This is a genomic window from Luteimonas sp. AC640a (assembly GCF_979256585.1).
In genome coordinates this window covers 123,702-143,613 of sequence record NZ_CEEDOV010000002.1, presented here as the reverse complement: position 1 = coordinate 143,613, position 19,912 = coordinate 123,702, and the positions used below count along the sequence as shown (strand labels likewise).

Here is a 19,912-nt window from a genome sequence, read left to right as displayed (position 1 = left end):
CGTTTCTTTTGGGCCAGCAAAAGAAATGAACCCGCTCGCCGTAAGGCGAGTGGAAGCGTTTGACGTTGCTTCTCCTGCCGTAGGCAAACGCACAGGCGTAGATCAAAGGCTTTCGTCCGCTAACGCGGCCGAGTTCATTTCTTTTGGTTGACCCCAAAAGAAACGGAACCAAAGAAAAACGTCTCCCCGACACGTCCGAAGCCCGCGGCGTCACGTGCAGCGGGATTTTCCGACTCAGCATCCTGCCTCGGTCGGAAAACGCCGCACATCCATGTGCGGCGCCCTCCGGGTACGTAGGTTTGGAGCGCCGTCAGGAAAAATCCACGGCAACGGCAACGGCAACGGCAACAGCAACAGCAACAGCAACGGCAAACGCAACTGCAACGCCGAGTCGAAAGCGAAGCGAAACGCACAACGCAACAGGCCCGCCGAAGCGGGCCTGTCGATCACACATTGAAACGGACGTCTTACTGCTTGAGCGAATCGATCGCTGCATTGAGCGTCTTGCTCGGGCGCATCGCCTCGACCACCTTCGCCAGATCCGGATGGTAGTAACCCCCGATCTCCACCGGCTTGCCCTGCGCGCCGTTGAGCTCGGACAGGATCGCCGCTTCGCCGTCCGTCAGCGCCTTCGCCACCGGTGCGAACGTCGCCTTCAGATCGTCGTCGTCGTTCTGGTCGACCAGGGCCTGTGCCCAGTACTGGGCCAAGTAGAAGTGGCTGCCGCGGTTGTCGAGTTCGCCGACCTTGCGTGCCGGCGAGCGGTTCTCGTCGAGGATGCGGCCGTTGGCGACGTCGAGCGCGGCGGCCAGTACCTTGGCCTTCGGGTTGTCGTAGGCGTTGCCGAGATGTTCGAGCGACGCCGCGAGTGCGAGGAACTCGCCGAGCGAATCCCAGCGCAGGTAGTTCTCTTCGACGAACTGCTGCACGTGCTTGGGCGCGCTGCCGCCGGCGCCGGTTTCGAACAGGCCGCCGCCGGCCATCAGCGGCACGATCGACAGCATCTTGGCGCTGGTGCCCAGCTCCATGATCGGGAACAGGTCGGTCAGGTAGTCGCGCAGCACGTTGCCGGTGACCGAGATCGTGTCTTCGCCCTTGCGGATGCGCGCCAGCGAGAATGTCGTCGCCTCGACCGGCGGCAGCACGCGCAGGTCGAGACCGGCGGTGTCGTGATCCTTGAGGTAGGTCTCGACCTTGGCGATCACCTGCGCGTCGTGCGCGCGCGACTTGTCGAGCCAGAACACCGCCGGTGTCTCCGACAGACGCGCGCGGTTCACCGCGAGCTTCACCCAGTCCTGGATGGGCGCGTCCTTGGTCTGGCACATGCGCCAGATGTCGCCGCTCTCGACCGCCTGCTCGAACACCACGTTGCCGTCGCCATCGGTGACGCGCACGGTGCCGTCGCCGGGGATCTGGAAGGTCTTGTCGTGGCTGCCGTATTCCTCGGCCTTCTGCGCCATCAGGCCGACGTTGGGCACCGAGCCCATCGTCGTCGGATCGAGCGCGCCGTGCGTCTTGCAGTCGTCGATGACCGCCTGGAACACATCGGCGTAGCAGCGATCCGGGATCACGGCCTTGGCATCCTGCAGCTTGCCGTCGGCGTTCCACATGCCGCCCGAGTCACGGATCATTGCCGGCATCGAGGCGTCGACGATGACGTCGCTCGGCACGTGCAGGTTGGTGATGCCCTTGTCGGAATTGACCATCGCCAGCGCCGGGCGCGTGGCGTAGAGCGCGTCGATGTCGGCGCGGATCGCGTCCTGCTGGTCCTGCGGCAGGGTCTGGATGCGCGCGTACAGATCACCGATGCCGTTGTTGGCATCGAAGCCGACCTGCGCCAGTGCATCGGCATGCTTCTCCAGCACGTCACGATAGAACGCCTGCACGACGATGCCGAACATGATCGGGTCGGAGACCTTCATCATCGTCGCCTTGAGGTGCAGCGAGAACAGCACCCCCTTGGCCTTCGCGTCTTCGATCTGCGCTTCGATGAAGCTCGACAGCGCCTTGCGCGACATCACCGCGGCATCGACGATCTCGCCGGCCTGCACCTTCACCGCATCCTTGAGCACGGTCGTCGCACCGTCGCTGCCGACGAGTTCGATCTTCAGCGCGCCGGCCTTCTCCAACGTTGCCGAGCGTTCGCTGCCGTAGAAATCGCCTTCTTCCATGTGCGCGACGTGCGACTTCGAATCGCTCGACCACTTGCCCATGCGATGCGGATGCTTGCGCGCGAACGCCTTCACCGACTTCGGCGCGCGGCGATCGGAATTGCCTTCGCGCAGCACCGGGTTCACCGCGCTGCCCTTGGTGCGGTCGAAGCGCGCCTTGATGTCGGTCTCTGCATCGGTCTTGGACACGTCCGGGTAATCCGGCAGCGCGAAACCCTGGCCCTGCAGTTCCTTGATCGCCGCTTTCAGCTGCGGCACCGAAGCGCTGATGTTCGGCAGCTTGATGATGTTGGCTTCGGGCGTGGTCGCCAGCTGGCCGAGTTCGGCGAGGTGGTCGCTGATCTGCTGCGCGTCGGTCAGCACGTCCGGGAACTGGGCCAGGATGCGGCCGGCCAGCGAGATGTCGCGCGTTTCGACCGCGATGCCCGCCGGTTTGGTGAATGCCTCGACGATCGGCAGCAGCGACTGCGTCGCCAGGTACGGGGCTTCGTCGGTGAGCGTGTAGAGGATCTTCGGCGTATCGGACATGCGGGCGTGTCTCGTCTGGAAACGGGGGAATTGCGTGGCCGGCGTGCGTTGCGGCATCCAGTGGCCGCGCGTACCGGCGCGTCCGCGGATCGGCCGGCGAGGGCCGGTGTGTGCGGACGACACAGCCCCTCGATTGTCGCGCGTTTGCACAGGTCGCGGAAGGCGCGCGCCTGCGTGGAGACATACGGGACAGCATGGTGTGCGTGTCCATCTGCCACGAAAAACGCGGCCGGAGCCGCGTTCGTGTCCGAAGTCGTGCGCGCGCTGCGGCTTACTTCACTGAGAACTCGCGCGACTCCACCACCGTGCCGTCGAGCGAGATTTCCAGCTTGTAAGTGCCGACCGGCCAGCCTTCGGGATGGTGGATGTCGAAGGCGATGACCTGCGGGCCGGCGGCGACATCGGCCTCGGTGTTGCGGACCAGCTGGCCCTCGCCGAACGTCCAGCGCGCGGCGAGCTTGGCCGCGCTTTCGCCCTCGGTGGCGACCGACGCATAGATGGTGTCGGTGGTCGCGAACTCGGAGGCCGGCGTCGACACGCGGTTCTGGTCGTCGACGGCGTTGCCGAGTTCGACGCTGGTGACCGTGGCCGGTGCTGGCGGTGTGGGCGCGGGCGGGGGTTCGGGGGCGGTCGGTGCCGGCGGCGGCGCCGTGGTGGGCGCATCGCGGTTGCAGCCGGCGAGCAGCAGTACGCCGCCGAGTGCGGCAGCCAGGGTCAGAACGACGGGTCGGGTCATGGAAACTCCTGGAGTCGGGATTCGGTCACGCGGCAGGCAGTTGCAGCACCTGGCCGGCGTGGAGGGCATCGGGATCGTCGAGGACGTCGCGGTTGGCGTCGAACAGCTCGCGCCAACGGTCCTGCGCGCCGAGTTCGGATTCGGCGATTCCGGACAGGCTGTCGCCCTTGCGCACGACATAGGTGCGCATCGGGTGTGCGTCGGGAATGCGGGAAGACGTCATGGCCGGGCGTGCGTGGAGGCGACGGCGCAGGCTCCCACGCCCCGCGTTAAGAATCCATCGCGCGGGGCGTGCAATCGACTACTGCCGTTCGTCGCGCAGGCGCGCCGGCATCGCATGGCCGGGCGTCGCACGCCACGGATTGATGTCCAGCCCGCCACGCCGCGTGTAGCGCGCTTCGACCGACAGCGTCTCAGGCCGGCAGCGCGCCAGCAGATCGACGAACACGCGCTCGACGCATTGCTCGTGGAACTCGGCGTGATCGCGGAATGACACCAGATACCGCAGCAGCGCGGCGCGATCGATGCGTGGCCCGCGATAGGCGATGTGCAGGCTCGCCCAGTCGGGCTGGCCGGTGACCGGGCAGTTCGACTTCAGCAACGCCGAGGTCAGCTGTTCTTCGACGGTCTCGCCGGCGTCGGACACGAGCAGCGAGGCATCAGGCGGGCCGTAGCTGGCGATCTCGACATCGAGACTGTCGATCGACGCGCCGTCGTGTGCGACGTCGGCCATCGCGGGCAGACCGAACACGACGTCGACGCGCGCACCGGCGGACTGCGACAGGTCTTCGATGACGCGCGCACGGACGGCGTCGGCAGTGTCGAAGCGCGTGTGGTTGAGCGAGTTGAGATAGAGCTTCAGCGACTTCGACTCGACCAGATGCGGCGAATCGGCCGGCACGGTGATCGTCGCCGTCGCCACGACTGGCTTGCCGCGCGCGTCGAGCCAGCTCAGTTCGTAGGCGTGCCAGCGGTCGTGGCCGATGAAGGGCAGCGTCGCGCCAATGCCGATTTCCGCACGCCCGAGCGTGCGCGCGATCGGGAACAGCAGACCCGGATCGTAATGACGCGGATAGGCGACCTCGCGGCCGAGCGGAATGGGCGGCGCGGCCGCAATGGGGGTTCGGGGGGACATGCGGTGATTTTAGCGCCGGGGGATGACGGACGTTGCGTGAGGCGTGGTGCTGGCGGACTGGCAGTCAGGCAGGCGGTGGGTGCGTCAGTGGTGCGCAGCGTCGGGCCGTCAGTGCGTCAGCCTCACTCCCTCAGTGCTGAGTACGTCAGGGACGACTCGATTCCCAGCGCGTCACCCCAGCGCACGCTGGGGTCCATTTCGATCTTCGCGTTTACGCAAGATCGCGCGCTGGGAACAACAGCAAGATGGATCCCGGCGTGCGCCGGGATGACGGTAGAAGCACCACGGAGATTGCGGGCCAAGTCGCTGGATGACCCGCCATTCGGCTGTTGAAAGGCGCTTCCGGCCTGCGCAGGGACGACGGGATGCAGATGGTGACGCGAGATCCGGCTCAACTGATAGCTGCTCTGGCTCTGGCCTCTGCGCTGGCGCTTCTGTTCCAGCCTTTGCCGTCGCCCCGGCGCACGCCGGGGCCCAGCGACTTGCTCTCACGTTCGAAAACGCCTCAACCCTCTCCCGCATCCAGATAATCCAGACTCACCTGCAGCATCGCCCGCAGTCCCAGATCCAGCGCGGACTCGTCGAGATCGAACTGCGGCGAATGGTTGCTCGGCGCAGTCGCCGGGTCCTGGCCTGCCGCCGTCGCGCCGACGAAGAAGAACATCGCCGGCACTTCCTTCGCGTAGTACGCGAAATCCTCGGCGCCCATATTGAGCGGGGTTTCGACGACGTTCTCCGCGCCGGCGACCGCCTGCAGGCTCGGCAGCAGGCGCGCGGTGAGGGCGGGGTCGTTGACGGTGACCGGGTTGCCGGTGGAGTCGGGCACGTGCGCCTCGACGGTGGCGCCATGCGCGGCGGCCACGTGTTCGGCGACGTTCTTGAGGTCGGCGAAGATGTCGCTGCGCACGTCTTCGTCGAAGGTGCGGATCGTGCCGACCAGCTCGACACTGTCTGGAATGATGTTGTAGCGGATGCCGCCCTTGATCGCGCCGAAGCTGACGACCGCCGGCAACGTGGAGATGTTGGTGCGGCGGCTGACGATGGTCTGCGCGGTGCCGATCAGGTCGGCCGCGGCGACGATCGGGTCGATACCGCCCCAGGGCCGCGAGCCGTGCGTCTGCCGTCCGATGACCTTGATGTTGAAACGATCGGACGCGGCCATCAGCGGGCCACCGCGCACGCCGAGCTGGCCGGCCTGCAGCGTCGAGAACACATGCAGTCCAAAGATCGCGTCCGGCTTGAAGTCGCGGAAAATCCCTTCGGCCAGCATCATCGACGCGCCGCCGTCCTCGTCATCCGGCGGGCCTTCCTCGGCGGGCTGGAACACGAACAGCACTTCGCCGGCGAGCTGCTCGCGCATGCCGACCAGCGCTTCGGCCACGCCCATCAGGATCGCAACGTGCGCATCGTGGCCACAGGCGTGCATGACCCCGGTCGGTTCGCCGCGATAGGTCGTGGTCGCGGTCGATGCGAAGGGCAGGCCGGTCTGCTCGGTGACCGGCAGCGCGTCCATGTCGGCGCGCAGCGCGATTTTCGGGCCGGGGCGGCCGCCTTTGAGCACGGCGGTCACGCCGGTATGCGCGATGCCGGTCTTCGGTTCGAGGCCGAGGCTGCGCAGATGCTCCGCGACCTTCGCCGCGGTGCGCGTCTCGCGATTGCCGAGTTCGGGATGCTGGTGGAGATCACGGCGCCAGTCGACCACCTTGGCCTGCAGCGATGTCGCAGCACTGGCGACCTCGGGACGTTGCGCCTCCTGCGCGTGCGATAGGGCGGGCAGGGCGGCACAGGCGCACAGCAGCGCGGTGGCGAGACGATGCATCGGCGAATCCTCGACAGGAGATCACCCGATGCTAGTGGATCGGCGGGCCTTCAGGCGCGTACCGGCACGCAGTGGGCATGCCTACGGGAAGGCGATCCGTATTTTTAGCGTCCGCACTGCCAGGCGCCGAAGCGCTGGCTGCCGCCTGCCGGTTCGCCCAGCGGGCTGATCGTGTCGGCGTTGAGGCCGGGCGCCTCGTTGCGGGCGAGGGTTTCCAGTTCCTCGCGCACGCGCAGCTGGTTGCGTTCGACGAACGCGATGCTGTGCTTGACCGAGACTTCGACCTCGCCACGCTTCTGGCAATCGGCCGGTGCCGCACTGGTCACGCGCACCGCGCTCGCGCCCGGCGCCATGTGCACCCAGGTGCAGCCGACGGCGGACAAAGACAGCAGCATCACAGCCAGGGACTTGCGCATTCGGAATGCTCCGGGAATTGGGTGGGTAAGACGCGATGCCCGCCATTGTGGCGGGCATCGGCTGAGCGGGCGATCACCGCCCTTGGAACCCGTTCAAGTCTGATGCGCGCACCAGTCGGTGAACGCAGCGGAACATTGGACGGGGTTAGCGTGCGACCGGCTTGCCGTCCGCATCGAGCACCTGCACCTCGCCCAGTTCGAGTGCGCGGATCGGCGCCTCGATCTGCTTGAGATCGCCGACGACCACCCAGGTCAGCGCCTTGGGATCGATCGTCGTCGCCACGCCGGCCAGATCGGCAATCGTCATCGATTCGATCTCGGCCTTGCGCTGGAACACGTAGTCGTCCGGACGACCGAAGCGCACGTTGCCGCCGATCGTCGACATCACGGACCACGCGGTCTCGTAGGCACCGGGCAGGCTCAGCGTGTTGATCGCCTGGGCGCGGGCGAGTTCGGCGGCAGTCGCCGGACGATCGCTGTCGGCGAAGTCGGCCAGTTCGCGCTGGATCTCGGCCATCGCTTCGGCGGTCTTGTCGATCTGCACCGGCGCCGATGCCATCCACGGGCGCTGGCCCAGCGTGCCGGTGGCGCCGCTACGGGCACCGTAGGACCAGTGCTTGTCCTCACGCAGGTTCATGTTCAGACGCGCTGTGAAGTCGCCGCCGATCACGGTGTTGGCCATGTCGAAACGGGTCGACGACGCATCGTTGGTCGGCGGAATCACCTGCGCGGCGAAGATGTTCGCCTGCACCGCGCCGGGCTGGTCGATCAGGAACACGCGTGGAGCCGTCGGACGTGCGACCTCGGCCACTTCGATGGCTGCTGGCGCTGCGCCGGTGCCGCGCCAGTCGCCGAAGTGCGCTTCCAGCATCGGCACGATCTCGTCCAGCGTGGTGTCGCCGACGACGATCAGCGTCGCGCCTTCGGGACGCACCCAGTCGCGATGGAAGGCGACCAGCTCATCGCGCGTGAGCTTGGCGATCGCGTCTTCATTGCCGCTGCCGGTGAACGGAATCGCGTACGGATGGCCGGCGCCATAGACCAGCGGCGGCAGCACGCGCATCGCCACGCTCGACGGGCGTGCCTTCTCCTGGGCGATACCGGCGATCCACGTGGCCTTGATGCGGTCGATTTCCTTCTGGTCGAAGTTCGGCCGGCGCAGCATGTCGGCGAACAGCGCCAGCGACGGGTCGAGGTTCTCTTTGAGCGCCGAGACGTAGGCATTGCTGCCATCGAGCGATGCGCCCGCGCCGAGGCTCGCGCCCAGCGCTTCGACGCGGTCGGCGAAGTCCAGTGCGCCCAGACCGCCGGCCCCTTCGTCGAGCACGGTCATCGTGAAGCTCGCCGTTCCCGGCGTGCGGCCCTGGTCGGCGGTGTAGCCGCCCTTGAACTCGTAGCTCAGCTGCACCACCGGAATCTCCGGCCGGCGCGCGAGGATCACCTGCGTCCCGTTTGACAGCGTTGCGCGCTCCTGCGCCGGGAACTTGAGCTCCGGGAACGACGCGGTCTTCGGCACGCCGGTGCTGCGGTCGATGCGGCTGCGCGTGGTCGTGTACTTGGCATCCGGCGCCGGCGGGGTGAACGGCGCGGGGGTGACCGCGGGTTCCTCGGCCAGCGGCGTGCGTGCGCCCGGCACGACGGTGATGGTGTGGCTGCCGACATCGAGCCACTTCGCACCGGCCGCCTTGACGTCCTCGGCGGTGGTCGCGGCGACGTTCGCCAAGGAGGCGCGGAAGCAGCCCGGGTCGCCTTCGTAGACGGTGCATTCGGCCAGTGCATCGGCCTTGCCGCCGAAGCCGCCGATGCGCTCGATGCCGCGCACGAAGCCGGCCCGGAACGAGGTCTTGGCGCGCTCGAGCTCTTCGGCGCTCGGGCCTTCGGTGATCAGGCGCTCGAGTTCTTCGTCGATCGCCGCTTCCACCGTCGCCGGGTCCACGCCCTGCTTCACGGTCGCCATCACGACGAAATTCGAACCCAGCTGCGAGCCGTAGGCACCGGCACTGATGTTGTCGACCAGGCGGTCGTCGTGCAGCAGGCGGCGGTCGAGACGCGAGGCCTTGGCGCCGCCGAGCACGCTGCCCAGCACCTGCAGATGATCGATCTCGGTGGTGCCCAGTTCGGCCACGTTCCAGGCGCGGTAGATGCGCACCTGCGGCACCTGGTCTTCCATCGTCTCGCGGGTATCGGCGCCGCGCTTGACCACGTCGACGGCGGGCTGCGCCATCGTCGGGCCGGCCGGAATGTCGCCGAAGTACTGCGCGACTTTCGTCCGCGCGGTGGCCACGTCGATGTCGCCGGCCAGCACCAGCACCGCGTTGTTCGGGCCGTACCAGGTGCGGAACCACTGCTTGACGTCGTCGAGCGCGGCCGCGTTGAGATCGTTCATCGAGCCGATGACGCCGTGGTGGTACGGGTGGCCCTTGGGATACAGCGCGCGGGTCAGTGTGTCCCAGACCTGGCCGTAGGGCTGGTTCTCGCCCTGGCGCTTCTCGTTCTGCACCACGCCGCGCTGCTCGTCGAGCGCGCCCTGGTCGACCGCGCCGAGCAGGTGGCCCATGCGGTCGGATTCCATCCACAGCGCCATGTCGAGCGCGGTGGTCGGCACGTTCTGGAAGTAGTTCGTGCGGTCGGTGTTGGTGGTGCCGTTCTGGTCGGTCACGCCGACCTGCTTGAAGGGATCGAAAAACTCGCCGTCGTGGTTCTCGCTGGCCTGGAACATCAGATGCTCGAACAGGTGCGCGAAGCCGCTGCGACCGGCGGGCTCATCCTTGCTGCCCACGTGGTACCAGATGTTGACCGCGACGATCGGCGCCTTGCGGTCGGTGTGCACCACCACGCGCAGGCCGTTGGGCAGGGTGAAGGTCTCGTACGGAATGTCGACGCCGGCGGCCTGGGCGGGCGGTGCGGCAAGCGCCATAGGCGCGGCCGCGATGCCAGACAGGGCGAGGCCGGTGGCCAGCGCGAGCAGGGCCGCGCGCGGGCGGGTCGGAGCGGTACGGAGACGGTCGACGGACATGCCGGTCCTTGCAGTTCGGGCGGGATTGGACCCGCATCGTAGCCAGCGGCAGTGCCTTCGGCACGGGCCGCAGGTCATGGTGGGGTCTCTGCTTGCGGTCCAGGCGATCGTCGTAGCGGAGCTAAGTCCTCCCCCGCGCTGCGGGGGAGGGTTGGGTGGGGGCGAACGGCCAAGCTGACGGGTGTCCGGATTCGAGGCATCTGCACCGCGTGCGATCTGTTTCTGCCGTGATCCGGGCGTTCGCCCCCATCCCGGCCTGTCCGGCCCGGCGCAGCGCGCCGGTCGTTCGATCGACTCGCGCGGCGGTGCCGCGCAAGCGAGTCGCTCTCACCCCGCGCGCGTGGGGGAAGGAGCAGATCGCGGACCTGCTTTGGTCTGGCCATGCGCCAGTGCTCTGCGCGGCCTCGCCCGTCCGATCCTCACGACCCGCCCGCTAGCATCGAAGCCCGGTTTTCCCAAGGCACAGCCATGACCCACTGGACCCTCGTCACCGGCGCCAACCGCGGCCTCGGCCTCGAATTCGTCCGCCAGCTGCTGGCCGACGGCGTCCGCGTCGTCGCGACCTGCCGCCAGCCCGGCAAGGCGACTGCGCTCAACACGCTCGCCGCGGAACATCCCGGCCATCTGAAGGTGCTGCCGCTGGATGTCGGCGACGCCCGTTCGTGCGACGAGCTGGTGCGCGAATGGCCGCTCGCCGCGGGCGAGGACGCGCGCATCGGGGTGCTGATCAACAACGCCGGCGTGCTGCACAGCGGCGAGCGCTTCGGCACGCTGACCGCCGACACGCTCGACGACAGCCTGCGCACCAATGTCACCGGTCCGTTGCTGCTGACCCAGGCACTGGCGCCGCTGCTCATCGATGGCGCACGTGTCGCCAACCTGTCCTCGCAACTGGGTTCGATCGCCAACACCGCGCGCTTCGGCACGCCGAGCTACGCGATCAGCAAGGCCGCGCAGAATATGGCGACCGTGCAGTTGGCGCACGCCCTGCACGAGCGCGGCATCGTCGTCGTCGCCCTGCATCCGGGCTGGGTGCAGACCGACATGGGCGGCGCCCAGGCCAGCGAAGTGGCGGAGGATTCGGTCGCCGGCCTGCGCAAGGTCATCGACGGCCTCGGCCCCGACGACAGCGGCCGCTTCCTCGACTGGACCGGCGCGACGCTCCCCTGGTGACCGACAATGGCCGGCCCGCAGCCCGGTCCGGCCCATGTTCGACGTCATCCTGCACACGCCCGAGATTCCGCCCAACACCGGCAACGTGATCCGCCTGTGCGCCAACACCGGCGCGCGGCTGCATCTGGTGCGGCCGCTGGGTTTCGATCTCGACGACCGCAACCTGCGCCGCGCCGGCCTCGACTACCACGAGTACGCGACGCTGCAGGTGCATGACGATCTCGATGCGGCGCTCGCGGCGATCCAGCCCACGCGCCTGTTCGCACTGAGCACGCGTAACAGCGTCCGCTTCGACGCGCCTGCGTTCGCGCCGGGCGATGCCTTCCTGTTCGGCAGCGAGACCCGCGGGCTGCCTGACGCAGTGCTCGGCCGCGTACCCGACGGCCAGCGTCTGCGCCTGCCGATGCAGCCGGGCAACCGCAGCCTCAATCTGTCGAATGCGGTCGCGGTGGTGGTGTTCGAGGCCTGGCGGCAGCACGGGTACGCCGGCTGCCAGTAATACGCCGGCGACGTACGCCCGGCACAGCCGGTCCGGCATCGACTGCAGGCCGGAAGCGAGCAAGTTGGAAACGGTTGCACCGCGACCTGAACACCACGCCAAAAGTTCCTGTACTTGCGAGTTCAATATTCAGCGCGGGTTGCACGCGCAGGTCGAGAATGCGTTTACCGGCCCGGGTGACCGTGCTTCCCCTCCCCTCGAAGCGCATCCCCTCCCTGTCACCCGGGCCGGCATTTTCATCAGCAGAACCCATAAGAGCCGGACTACACGTAGAGACTGGCCGGAGAGAGACACCCGAATGAAGCGCCTTCTGTCGATCGCAGCCCTCGCCGCTGCGCTTCCCTTCGCCGCGAATGCCGCCGAAGGCCTGTCCTACAACTACGTCGAAGGCGGCTACTCGGCCGGCAAGTCCGACATCGCCCCGGTCAACCGTGACGTCGATTCCGACGGCTGGTCGATCCGCGGTTCTGCCGCGTTCCTCCCGAATTTCCACGCCTTCGGCGACTACACCCGCGAGAGCGTCGACAACAGCCCGCTCGACCGCGACCAGTGGCGTCTGGGCGTCGGCTACAACCACGAAGTGTCGCCGCGCACCGACCTGCTGACCCGCGTGGCCTACCAGAAGCTCGACTTCGGCCGCGGCATCAATGCCGACGGCTATTCGGTCGAAGTCGGCGCGCGCACCGCGCTGCTGCCGGCGCTGGAAGGCTACGCACTGGCTGGGTACGAGGATCTCGACAGCGGCTTCGACAGCGAGTTCTACGGCCGCCTCGGCGCGCAGTGGAAGTTCAACCCGAACTTCGGCGTCGCCGGCGACATCAAGCTGATCAAGGGTGGCGACACCCAGTGGTTCGTGGGTCCGCGTCTGACCTGGTAAGCGCCACACCGCTCCCCCGCGGTTTCCGGTCCCCAGCGCTTCCCCGGCGCGTCTCTCTCTCCCGGAAACCGTCAGAACCCGGCCAGCAATGGCCGGGTTCTTTTTTGGGGTCGAAGCGGTCGACGGATTCCAGCGGAAGCTCGCGGCGCCCACTGCTTTGTCCTTCCCCCTACGGGGGAAGGTGCCCGGAGCGCGGATGAGGGGGCTTTCGGCGCTTCTGGCAAAGCCTCGCCCTCACCCGACGCGCTAGCGCGTCGACCCCGGATCAGGTCCGGGGCAAGCTCTCTCCCAGAGGGAGAGGTATTGAGTTTCCGCCAACTGAGACACGACGCTGCCCAAAGCTCAACAGCAGATGGGCTTCGAGCGGGCTACGGCCCGTTATTCAAATTCGGGCTTCTGCTCGCGCGCCATCAAACGCGCCAGACCTTCGGCCGGAGTCATCTCGCCATGCAGCACGGCGCGGACGTTGCTTGAGATCGGCAGTTCGATGCCGTGACGCTCGGCCAGACGCATGACTTCGTCGGCGGTCTGCACCGATTCGACCACTTGGCCGATCGCGCGGACCGCGTCTTCGAGCTTCTCGCCACGACCGAGCGCCAGGCCCAGACGGCGGTTGCGCGACAGGTCGCCGGAACAGGTCAGTACCAGATCGCCGAGACCGGCGAGACCCATCAGAGTTTCCGCACGACCGCCGATCGCCTGGTTGAGGCGCAGCATTTCATTGAGGCCGCGGGTGATCAGGCCGGTGCGGGCGTTGAGGCCCAGCTCCATGCCGTCGGCGGCGCCGGTGGCCACGGCGAGCACGTTCTTCATCGCCCCGCCGAGTTCGGCGCCGCGCATGTCGGTGCCGGTGTAGGCGCGGAACGTCGGGCCGTGCAGCACGTCGGCGACGGTCTGCGCGAAGCCGGCATCGTCGGACTGCACGGTGATCGCAGTCGGCAGGCCGGATGCGACTTCCTTGGCGAACGACGGGCCGGTGACGACGGCCAGCGGCACGTCTTCGCCCACCAGGGCGCCTGCGACTTCATGCAGGAATCGACCCGAGCCGGGTTCGAAACCCTTGGTTGCCCACGACACGCCAACGCCTGCCGGACGCAGCGGCGCCAGCAGTTCCAGGGTCTCGGCGAATGCGTGCGACGGCACGACGACCAGGATCAGGCCGACGCCGTCGAGGGCACGGGCCAGATCGGTGGTCGCGCGCAGGTTGTGCGGCAGCGGGATGCCCGGCAGGTAGCGCGGGTTTTCATGGCGCTGGTCGATCGCCTCGATCTGTTCCGCGTTACGGCCCCACAGCGTGGTGGGGTGCCCGTTGCGTGCGATCAGCGAGGCGAGCGCGGTCCCCCAGGAGCCCGCGCCCAGTACCGCGACCGCGGTCTTGCGGTCGGTCACGCTCAGGCGTTGCCGATCTGATCGGTCGTCGGCTGCTCGTTGCCCGGCTGGCCGCGCTGACGCAGGCCTTCGGCATAGAGCGCGTCGAAGTTGATCGGCTGCAGCAGGAACGGCGGGAAGCCTCCGGCCTGGATCAATTCGCCGATCAGCTGGCGGGCATACGGGTACAGGACGTTCGGGCACTGGGTGCCGAGCAGCGCATCGAGGGTGTTGCCGTCGAAACCGGCCAGACCGAACACACCGGCCTGCTTCACTTCGGCCACGTACACCGTGTTGGCGTTGTCCTCGCCCGTGGTGCAGGTCAGGGTGATCGCCAGCACGACTTCGAACGCGTTGTCGCCGACGCGCTGCACGCTCTGGTTGAGATTCATGTTGAGCTGCGGCTGGGCCTGCTCATTGAAGACCGCCGGCGACTTGGGCGACTCGAACGAGACGTCCTTGACGTAGATCTTCTCGACGCTGAACTGCGCGCCGGCCGGCTGTGCCGGGGCTGCGCCATTGGCGCCGTTGGTGGCCTGTTCTTCGGACATGTAAATCGACTCCGGCAAAAAATGTTGGGTGAGACGGATTGCCGATTATGGCATTCCGTCAAGACGGGACTGCTGCGCTCAGCCGCGGCCCTTGGCCAGCGGCAGATCGGCCTGCAGCCAGCCGCCGATGCCGCCGTCGAGCACGTAGACGTTCTCGAAGCCGGCCTTCTTCAGGCGCTTGGCGGCGTCGCTGGCGGTGCTGCCGGTCTTGCAGACCAGCACCACCGGCAGGGCCTTGGCAGGCGCGAGCTGCTTGCTCTCGGGATCGAACTGGCTCATCTGCACGTTCTTCGAACCCGGGATGTGGCCCTTGTTGAAGTCGGCGGCGGGGCGCAGGTCGACGACCAGCGCGTTGTCGCGGTTGACCAGCACGGTCAGCTCGGCCGGACGCAGGGCCTTGAAGCCTCGGAACAGGCGCGAGATCTCATTGAAGACGATCGCCACCGTCAATGCGGCGAGGATCAGCGACAGCATCTGGTTGCGGCCCAGGAAGGCCAGAAGTTCTTCGAAATTCACGGATGGATCGCGGTGCGTCGGCGGGCGGCGATTGTCGCACACCACCGCGACCGCCCGGCGGCGGGCGCCGAACGCCGGTTTTGCGGGGTCATTCGCCGGCCCATAAGTCCGGCAGGCCGTCGACGATCCACCAGGTACCCGCGGTGGCGTCCCAGCGCCAGCGCTCGGTGTAGCGCACGGTGCGCTCGGCCATGGTGTGGCGGTTGACCACGCCGATCTGGATCTCGCGCACCGCCTCTTCCGCTCCGGCGGTGGCGCTGGTTTCGCGGTAGCCGGTGACCTGCACCTGTTCGTAGCGGGCAAAATCCAGCTCGCTGACCGGATGCGCGGTGCGGTAGTCGGGATCGACCAGCTGCCAGGCGGTCTTCATGTCGTTCCAGCGCACCGCGCCGGTCCACGCGTACTGCGCGCGTTCGAGCGCGGTGCTCTGCTTGCGGGTGCTGGCGCAGCCGGGGAGCAGGACCAGCAGCGCGAGCATCAGCAGGGCGGCCTGGATGCGGAACAGGGACGGACGGCCGGAAGTCGCGCGCATGGCAGGGTCTCGAATCGTGAGGCCGCCATCGTAGCCGCCGCGGCCGGTGCGTGTGTGGCTGCCGGTATCCTCTGCGCGATGGATGTCGACACTTCTCCCCGGGCCGCCACGGTCAATATCGCCGCCGCGTTGCCGCGGCTGGCGAACGCTGCACCCGATCGCATCGCGATGCGCTGCCCCGGCCCCGATGGCCGCTACGGCGATGCGCATGCATTGACCTACGGCGCGCTCGATACGCGCAGCGATGCAATCGCCGCCGGACTCGCCGCGCGCGGCATCGTCCGCGGCACGCGCACGGTGCTGATGGTGCGGCCGACGCCCGAGTTCTTCCTGCTGATGTTCGCCCTGTTCAAGGCCGGCGCGGTGCCGGTGCTAGTCGATCCGGGCATCGACAAGCGCGCGCTGAAGCAGTGCCTAGACGAAGCCGGCGCCGACGCCTTCATCGGCCTTCCGCTGGCGCATTGTGCGCGGGTGCTGCTGGGCTGGGCGAAGTCGGCGCGCGTGCGCATCACCACCGGGCGCTGGGCGCTGCTCAGCGACGCGACGCTGGCCGACGTCGAACGCGCCGGCGCCGGCGCCGGCCCGCAACTCGCCGCGACGGCCGGCGACGATGTCGCGGCGATCCTGTTCACCAGCGGCTCGACCGGCGTGCCCAAGGGCGTGGTCTACCGCCATCGCCATTTCGCCGCGCAGATCGACATGCTGCGCGAGGCGTTCGGCATCGGCGCCGGCGGTGTCGACCTGCCGACGTTCCCGCCGTTCGCGCTGTTCGATCCCGCGCTGGGGCTGACCTCCATCATTCCGGACATGGATCCGACCCGGCCCGCAAAGGCCGATCCGCGCAAGCTGCATGCGGCGATCGAACGCTTCGGCGTCGACCAGCTGTTCGGATCCCCCGCATTGATGGGTGTGCTCGCGAAGCATGGCCAGCCGCTGCCGACCTTGCGCCGCGTGACCTCGGCCGGCGCGCCGGTGCCGCCGGACACGGTCGCCAAAATCCTCGAACTGCTGCCCGACGACGCCCGCTTCTGGACGCCGTACGGCGCGACGGAATGCCTACCGGTCGCTGTCGTCGAAGGCCGCGAGCTGCTGGCGCTGCGCACGCGCACCGAACACGGCGCCGGGACCTGCGTGGGCCGACCGGTGCCGCCGAACGAGGTGCGCATCATCCGTGTCGACGACGACGCCATTCCGGAATGGTCGGACGATCTACTCGCGCCACCCGGCACCATCGGCGAGATCACCGTGGCCGGCCCCAGCGCCACCGATACCTATTTCAACCGGGATGCGCAGACGCGGCTGGCGAAGATTCGCGAGCGGGTCGAGGTTGCCCCCACCCAACCCTCCCCCGTAGACGGGGGAGGGCTCGACACCGGCAGCACGCGCATCGTCCATCGCATGGGCGACCTCGGTTACTTCGATGCCGAGGGCCGGCTGTGGTTCTGCGGCCGCAAGGGCCACCGCGTGGTGACCGCCACCGGCACGCTGTGCACCGAACAGGTCGAGCCGGTGTTCAACGTACACGCCGACGTGAAGCGCACGGCGCTGGTCGGTGTCGGCCCGAAAGGTGCGCAGACGCCGGTGCTGTGCGTGGAGCTGGAGGCTGGTGTCGCGAAGAGCGAACAGGCGCGCATCGCCGACGAACTGCGCCACATCGGCGAAGGCTTCGTCCACACCGGGCGCATCGAGCGCGTGCTGTTCCATCCCGGCTTCCCGGTCGACATCCGCCACAACGCCAAGATCGGCCGCGAGACCCTCGCCGTGTGGGCGGCGACGCGTGTCGGCTGACACCGCGCCTGCGCAGTACCGGCTCGACGATCTGCGCATCGATGTCGCGCGGCAACGCGTTGTCCGCGATGACGGACAGGTGCTGGATGTGGCCGGCCTCAGCTTCCGGCTGCTGCATGTGCTGCTGGGGCAGGGCACGCGCGTGGTCGGCTTCGACGAACTGATCGATCGCGTGTGGGCGCCTGCGCACGTGGGCGAAGAAACCGTCACCCAGCGCGTGCGGCTGCTGCGTCAGGCCCTGGGCGACGATGGCCGGCAGCCGCGCTATCTGCGCTCGGTGCGCGGGCAGGGCTATCAGCTGTGCAGCGAACCGCTGATCGAAGACCCGCTGCAGGCACCTGCGGCCGTGTCCTCCCGACGACCGCGTGCCCTGCGCTTCGCCCTGGCGTCGGCGCTGACACTGTCGTTGCTGGGTGCGCTGCTCTGGTGGCAATGGCCACGGCCGGCGGCACCGGTCGCTTCGCCGCTGCTGGAACGCGCTGCGTACTACGCCGCCATCGGCCAGCCCGCGAACAACGAACGCGCCATCGCGTTGTACCGCCAGCGCCTGCAGGAATCGCCGGACGACACCGGGGCGCAGCTCGGTCTGAGCCGTGCCTACAGCGCACGCCTGTGTCTCTACAGCGGCAGCGCCGACGACGCGGCGCAGGCACTGGCGCTGGCCGAGACGGTGATCGCGCGGGAACCGGATGTCGCGGCCGCGCATGCGGCGCTCGCCTACGCGCACGATTGCCGCGGCGAGATCACCGCGGCGCTCGCCGGCTACACACGCGCCGTGGAGCTGGATCCCACTGCCGACGGCAGCCGCGCGTCGGCTGCGTATCTGCAGGCACGCCAGGGCCATATCGCCGAAGCGCTGGCCGCGAATCTGGACGTGCGCGCGCCGGCGACAGTGCGCTTCCTCGAACTGCAGATCGCCTCGAACCTCGATCTGCTCGGTTACACCGCCGCGGCCGAGGCGCGGTACCGGCGCAGCTTCCAGCTGTATCCGGACAACGTGTTCTCCAATCTGGCCTGGCCCACGTTTCTCTACGAACACGGGCGTCTCGACGAGGCGCACACCGCCTTGACCCAGGCGATGTCGCGCGGCACCGAGCATGCCGGCCTGCACCTGTTGGCCGCCGAACTCGCCCTGTCGCGCGGCGAACCCGACGCGGCACGCGATGCCGTGCTGCGGGCGCGTGCGCTCAGGCCCCACGCCAGCCTGCCCGAGACGATGGCGTGGCGCGTTGGCGCGGCGCCGCTGCCCGATGCCGCCACGCTGCGCGCGCGTGCCGACGCATTGCGCGCCGGACTGGCCAGCGGCGCCGAGCCCTTCGACGGCGTCGAAGCCGCCTTGCTGCAGTCGCAGGCCGGCGACACACCCGCAGCGCTCGATGCACTCGAGGCCGCGGTCACCGCCGGCTTCCGCAATGCCGGTTACCTGCGTGTCTCACCGCTGTTCGCGGATCTGCGCACCGCACCGGCTTTCGATGACGCACTGCGTCGTATCGACACGGCGCTCGCGGCCGAACGCGCTGCGGTGCAGGCGTCCGGCCGGCTGCCCGACGATGCGGTCACGGCATCGCGCTGAGCACGTAATCGGCGAACAGCTTCTGCGACTCGGCATGCATGCCGCGCTGGTTGTAGCGGGTGCGGGTGATCACCACGACCAGCTGCGATTCCGGCACCACGAACACGTAGTTGCCACCGTTGCCGGACATCGCCCAGGCGTGCACCTGCCGGTCGCCCGCCTTGAACGGGAAGCGCCACATCTGGTAGCCGTAGTCGGCATCGAAGGGCGTCTGCGCGTGCACCTGCGCCATCGCCCGCACCCAGTCGGCCGACACGATCTGCCGGTCGTGCCAACGACCGCCATCGACGATCAGCTGTCCGAATTTCGCCAGATCACGGCTGCGGTATTCCGTGCCGCCACCGCCCATGCCGGTGCCGTCAGATGAGCGGTGCCAGCGTGCGGCCTGGATGCCCAGCGGGCGCTCGAGCACGTCGGCCGCGAAGCGTTCCAGCGACAGGCCGCTTGCGCGTTCGACGATCGCGCCGAGCAGGAACGCATTGGCCGTGCAGTAGGCGAAGGCGCGTCCATGCGGACTGTCGGCCGGACGCGTGGTCCACGCCGGGTAGCCACGCTGTGGCAGATCGAGCGCGAACTGGATCCAGTCGGCGCTGACGTACATCCGCTCTTCGTGCCCGGACGAGAATTCGTTGTTGTCGTCGCATTCCCACTGCGCGCTCATCGTCAGCAGGTCTTCGACCGTCGTCGCGGTCTTGAACGCGCCCGGGTGGGCCGGCGTGCGATCGGGAAAGAAGTTGAGCACCGGAGCGTCGACGCCGTCGATCAGCCCGCGGTCGATCGCTGCGCCGACCAGCAACGCGGTCACGCTCTTGGTCAGCGATCGGGTGTTGTGAAGCGTCTCGCGGTCGGCGCCATTGAAGTAGGCCTCGTGGATCAGCGCACCGCGATGGACGACCAGCACGCTGGTGGTATCCGGCGCCTCACCGCCGGCGATGGCGGCATCCAGCGCGGCGAGACGCTCGGTCTTCCAGCCGCGTGCGCCGGCATCGGCGACCGGCCAGTCGGTGACGGGCGAGGGTGTAGCGGCGGCGACGTGCGCTGCGGACAGGGCAAGCAGCGCGGACAGGGCGAGGCGGGACAGGGGATGCATGGATGGACTCCGATCGAGGGAGCCGCACTGCACCGCGTTCCCGGATGAAGTGCCTGATACGCGAATGAAGAATTCTGAAGTGCAGGCGGATCAGCGACTTGCGTCTGTCGATCGCGTCGCCGCG

The 19,912-nt window shown here is 68.2% G+C and carries 17 protein-coding genes; 5 read left to right on the top strand and 12 right to left on the bottom strand.

The features are described 5' to 3' along the window. Nucleotides 1-467: 467 nt before the first annotated feature. From ACZ9YD_RS01385 to ACZ9YD_RS01355, 7 genes are all read right to left on the bottom strand, one after another. On the bottom strand, nucleotides 468-2,699 hold the full coding sequence (locus ACZ9YD_RS01385) for an NADP-dependent isocitrate dehydrogenase (RefSeq protein WP_465073350.1): 2,232 nt from the start codon (nucleotides 2,697-2,699) through the stop codon (nucleotides 468-470). Between the two features lie 271 nt (nucleotides 2,700-2,970). Continuing rightward, nucleotides 2,971-3,435 carry a hypothetical protein gene (locus tag ACZ9YD_RS01380; RefSeq protein WP_465073349.1) on the bottom strand — a complete coding sequence of 155 codons (465 nt, stop codon included), beginning with the start codon at nucleotides 3,433-3,435 and terminating at the stop codon, nucleotides 2,971-2,973. A 25-nt stretch (nucleotides 3,436-3,460) separates the two neighbouring features. After that, the gene (locus ACZ9YD_RS01375; RefSeq protein WP_465073348.1) at nucleotides 3,461-3,658 is read right to left on the bottom strand and encodes a LysM peptidoglycan-binding domain-containing protein; all 198 of its coding nucleotides are present in this window, start codon (nucleotides 3,656-3,658) and stop codon (nucleotides 3,461-3,463) included. A 78-nt stretch (nucleotides 3,659-3,736) separates the two neighbouring features. Continuing rightward, on the bottom strand, nucleotides 3,737-4,570 hold the full coding sequence (gene queF / locus ACZ9YD_RS01370) for an NADPH-dependent 7-cyano-7-deazaguanine reductase QueF (RefSeq protein ID WP_465073347.1): 834 nt from the start codon (nucleotides 4,568-4,570) through the stop codon (nucleotides 3,737-3,739). Nucleotides 4,571-5,075: 505 nt separating this feature from the next. After that, nucleotides 5,076-6,389, bottom strand: coding sequence for a M20 family metallopeptidase (locus ACZ9YD_RS01365; RefSeq protein ID WP_465073346.1), 1,314 nt, complete (start codon nucleotides 6,387-6,389; stop codon nucleotides 5,076-5,078). A gap of 104 nt (nucleotides 6,390-6,493) precedes the next feature. Continuing rightward, a complete protein-coding gene (locus ACZ9YD_RS01360; protein WP_310236724.1) occupies nucleotides 6,494-6,805 on the bottom strand; it encodes a DUF4156 domain-containing protein in 312 nt (103 codons plus the stop codon). Nucleotides 6,806-6,950: 145 nt separating this feature from the next. Next, a complete protein-coding gene (locus ACZ9YD_RS01355) occupies nucleotides 6,951-9,821 on the bottom strand; it encodes a M16 family metallopeptidase (RefSeq protein WP_465073345.1) in 2,871 nt (956 codons plus the stop codon). Nucleotides 9,822-10,289: 468 nt separating this feature from the next. Here ACZ9YD_RS01355 and ACZ9YD_RS01350 point away from each other — a divergent pair, with 468 nt between their 5' ends. The 3 genes from ACZ9YD_RS01350 to ACZ9YD_RS01340 all read left to right on the top strand — a co-directional run bounded on the left by ACZ9YD_RS01350 (nucleotide 10,290) and on the right by ACZ9YD_RS01340 (nucleotide 12,370). Then, nucleotides 10,290-10,994 carry an SDR family oxidoreductase gene (locus tag ACZ9YD_RS01350; protein WP_465073344.1) on the top strand — a complete coding sequence of 235 codons (705 nt, stop codon included), beginning with the start codon at nucleotides 10,290-10,292 and terminating at the stop codon, nucleotides 10,992-10,994. A gap of 34 nt (nucleotides 10,995-11,028) precedes the next feature. Next, entirely contained in the window at nucleotides 11,029-11,493 is a 465-nt protein-coding gene (locus ACZ9YD_RS01345; protein WP_465073343.1) for a tRNA (cytidine(34)-2'-O)-methyltransferase, read from the top strand. Nucleotides 11,494-11,791: 298 nt separating this feature from the next. Beyond that, nucleotides 11,792-12,370, top strand: coding sequence for an OmpO family porin (locus ACZ9YD_RS01340; protein ID WP_465073342.1), 579 nt, complete (start codon nucleotides 11,792-11,794; stop codon nucleotides 12,368-12,370). Nucleotides 12,371-12,748: 378 nt separating this feature from the next. On the opposite strand, the gene ACZ9YD_RS01335 is transcribed toward ACZ9YD_RS01340, so the two are convergent. The 4 genes from ACZ9YD_RS01335 to ACZ9YD_RS01320 all read right to left on the bottom strand — a co-directional run bounded on the left by ACZ9YD_RS01335 (nucleotide 12,749) and on the right by ACZ9YD_RS01320 (nucleotide 15,337). Continuing rightward, nucleotides 12,749-13,759 carry an NAD(P)H-dependent glycerol-3-phosphate dehydrogenase gene (locus tag ACZ9YD_RS01335; RefSeq protein ID WP_465073341.1) on the bottom strand — a complete coding sequence of 337 codons (1,011 nt, stop codon included), beginning with the start codon at nucleotides 13,757-13,759 and terminating at the stop codon, nucleotides 12,749-12,751. Between the two features lie 2 nt (nucleotides 13,760-13,761). Next, on the bottom strand, nucleotides 13,762-14,289 hold the full coding sequence (gene secB, locus ACZ9YD_RS01330) for a protein-export chaperone SecB (RefSeq protein WP_465073340.1): 528 nt from the start codon (nucleotides 14,287-14,289) through the stop codon (nucleotides 13,762-13,764). A gap of 78 nt (nucleotides 14,290-14,367) precedes the next feature. Then, nucleotides 14,368-14,805 carry a rhodanese-like domain-containing protein gene (locus ACZ9YD_RS01325; protein ID WP_465073339.1) on the bottom strand — a complete coding sequence of 146 codons (438 nt, stop codon included), beginning with the start codon at nucleotides 14,803-14,805 and terminating at the stop codon, nucleotides 14,368-14,370. Between the two features lie 88 nt (nucleotides 14,806-14,893). Next, on the bottom strand, nucleotides 14,894-15,337 hold the full coding sequence (locus ACZ9YD_RS01320; RefSeq protein ID WP_465073338.1) for a hypothetical protein: 444 nt from the start codon (nucleotides 15,335-15,337) through the stop codon (nucleotides 14,894-14,896). Nucleotides 15,338-15,415: 78 nt separating this feature from the next. Between ACZ9YD_RS01320 and oleC the strand changes: the two genes are divergently transcribed. Together oleC and ACZ9YD_RS01310 are read left to right on the top strand one after the other, a co-directional pair. Then, nucleotides 15,416-17,125, top strand: coding sequence for an olefin beta-lactone synthetase (oleC, locus tag ACZ9YD_RS01315; RefSeq protein WP_465073374.1), 1,710 nt, complete (start codon nucleotides 15,416-15,418; stop codon nucleotides 17,123-17,125). After that, a complete protein-coding gene (locus ACZ9YD_RS01310; protein ID WP_465073337.1) occupies nucleotides 17,115-18,698 on the top strand; it encodes a winged helix-turn-helix domain-containing protein in 1,584 nt (527 codons plus the stop codon). Before oleC ends, ACZ9YD_RS01310 begins: the two co-directional genes overlap by 11 nt. Here the strand turns inward: ACZ9YD_RS01310 and ACZ9YD_RS01305 are convergent. Continuing rightward, nucleotides 18,682-19,788 carry a serine hydrolase domain-containing protein gene (locus ACZ9YD_RS01305; RefSeq protein ID WP_465073336.1) on the bottom strand — a complete coding sequence of 369 codons (1,107 nt, stop codon included), beginning with the start codon at nucleotides 19,786-19,788 and terminating at the stop codon, nucleotides 18,682-18,684. The genes ACZ9YD_RS01310 and ACZ9YD_RS01305 overlap by 17 nt on opposite strands. Nucleotides 19,789-19,912: the final 124 nt, after the last annotated feature.

Coding starts and splice junctions, on each gene's coding strand:
- ACZ9YD_RS01385 (WP_465073350.1), bottom strand. CDS start 2,699: ATGTCCGATACGCCGAAGATCCTCTACACGCTCACCGACGAAGCCCCG.
- ACZ9YD_RS01380 (WP_465073349.1), bottom strand. CDS start 3,435: ATGACCCGACCCGTCGTTCTGACCCTGGCTGCCGCACTCGGCGGCGTA.
- ACZ9YD_RS01375 (WP_465073348.1), bottom strand. CDS start 3,658: ATGACGTCTTCCCGCATTCCCGACGCACACCCGATGCGCACCTATGTC.
- queF (WP_465073347.1), bottom strand. CDS start 4,570: ATGTCCCCCCGAACCCCCATTGCGGCCGCGCCGCCCATTCCGCTCGGC.
- ACZ9YD_RS01365 (WP_465073346.1), bottom strand. CDS start 6,389: ATGCATCGTCTCGCCACCGCGCTGCTGTGCGCCTGTGCCGCCCTGCCC.
- ACZ9YD_RS01360 (WP_310236724.1), bottom strand. CDS start 6,805: ATGCGCAAGTCCCTGGCTGTGATGCTGCTGTCTTTGTCCGCCGTCGGC.
- ACZ9YD_RS01355 (WP_465073345.1), bottom strand. CDS start 9,821: ATGTCCGTCGACCGTCTCCGTACCGCTCCGACCCGCCCGCGCGCGGCC.
- ACZ9YD_RS01350 (WP_465073344.1), top strand. CDS start 10,290: ATGACCCACTGGACCCTCGTCACCGGCGCCAACCGCGGCCTCGGCCTC.
- ACZ9YD_RS01345 (WP_465073343.1), top strand. CDS start 11,029: ATGTTCGACGTCATCCTGCACACGCCCGAGATTCCGCCCAACACCGGC.
- ACZ9YD_RS01340 (WP_465073342.1), top strand. CDS start 11,792: ATGAAGCGCCTTCTGTCGATCGCAGCCCTCGCCGCTGCGCTTCCCTTC.
- secB (WP_465073340.1), bottom strand. CDS start 14,289: ATGTCCGAAGAACAGGCCACCAACGGCGCCAATGGCGCAGCCCCGGCA.
- ACZ9YD_RS01320 (WP_465073338.1), bottom strand. CDS start 15,337: ATGCGCGCGACTTCCGGCCGTCCGTCCCTGTTCCGCATCCAGGCCGCC.
- oleC (WP_465073374.1), top strand. CDS start 15,416: ATGGATGTCGACACTTCTCCCCGGGCCGCCACGGTCAATATCGCCGCC.
- ACZ9YD_RS01305 (WP_465073336.1), bottom strand. CDS start 19,788: ATGCATCCCCTGTCCCGCCTCGCCCTGTCCGCGCTGCTTGCCCTGTCC.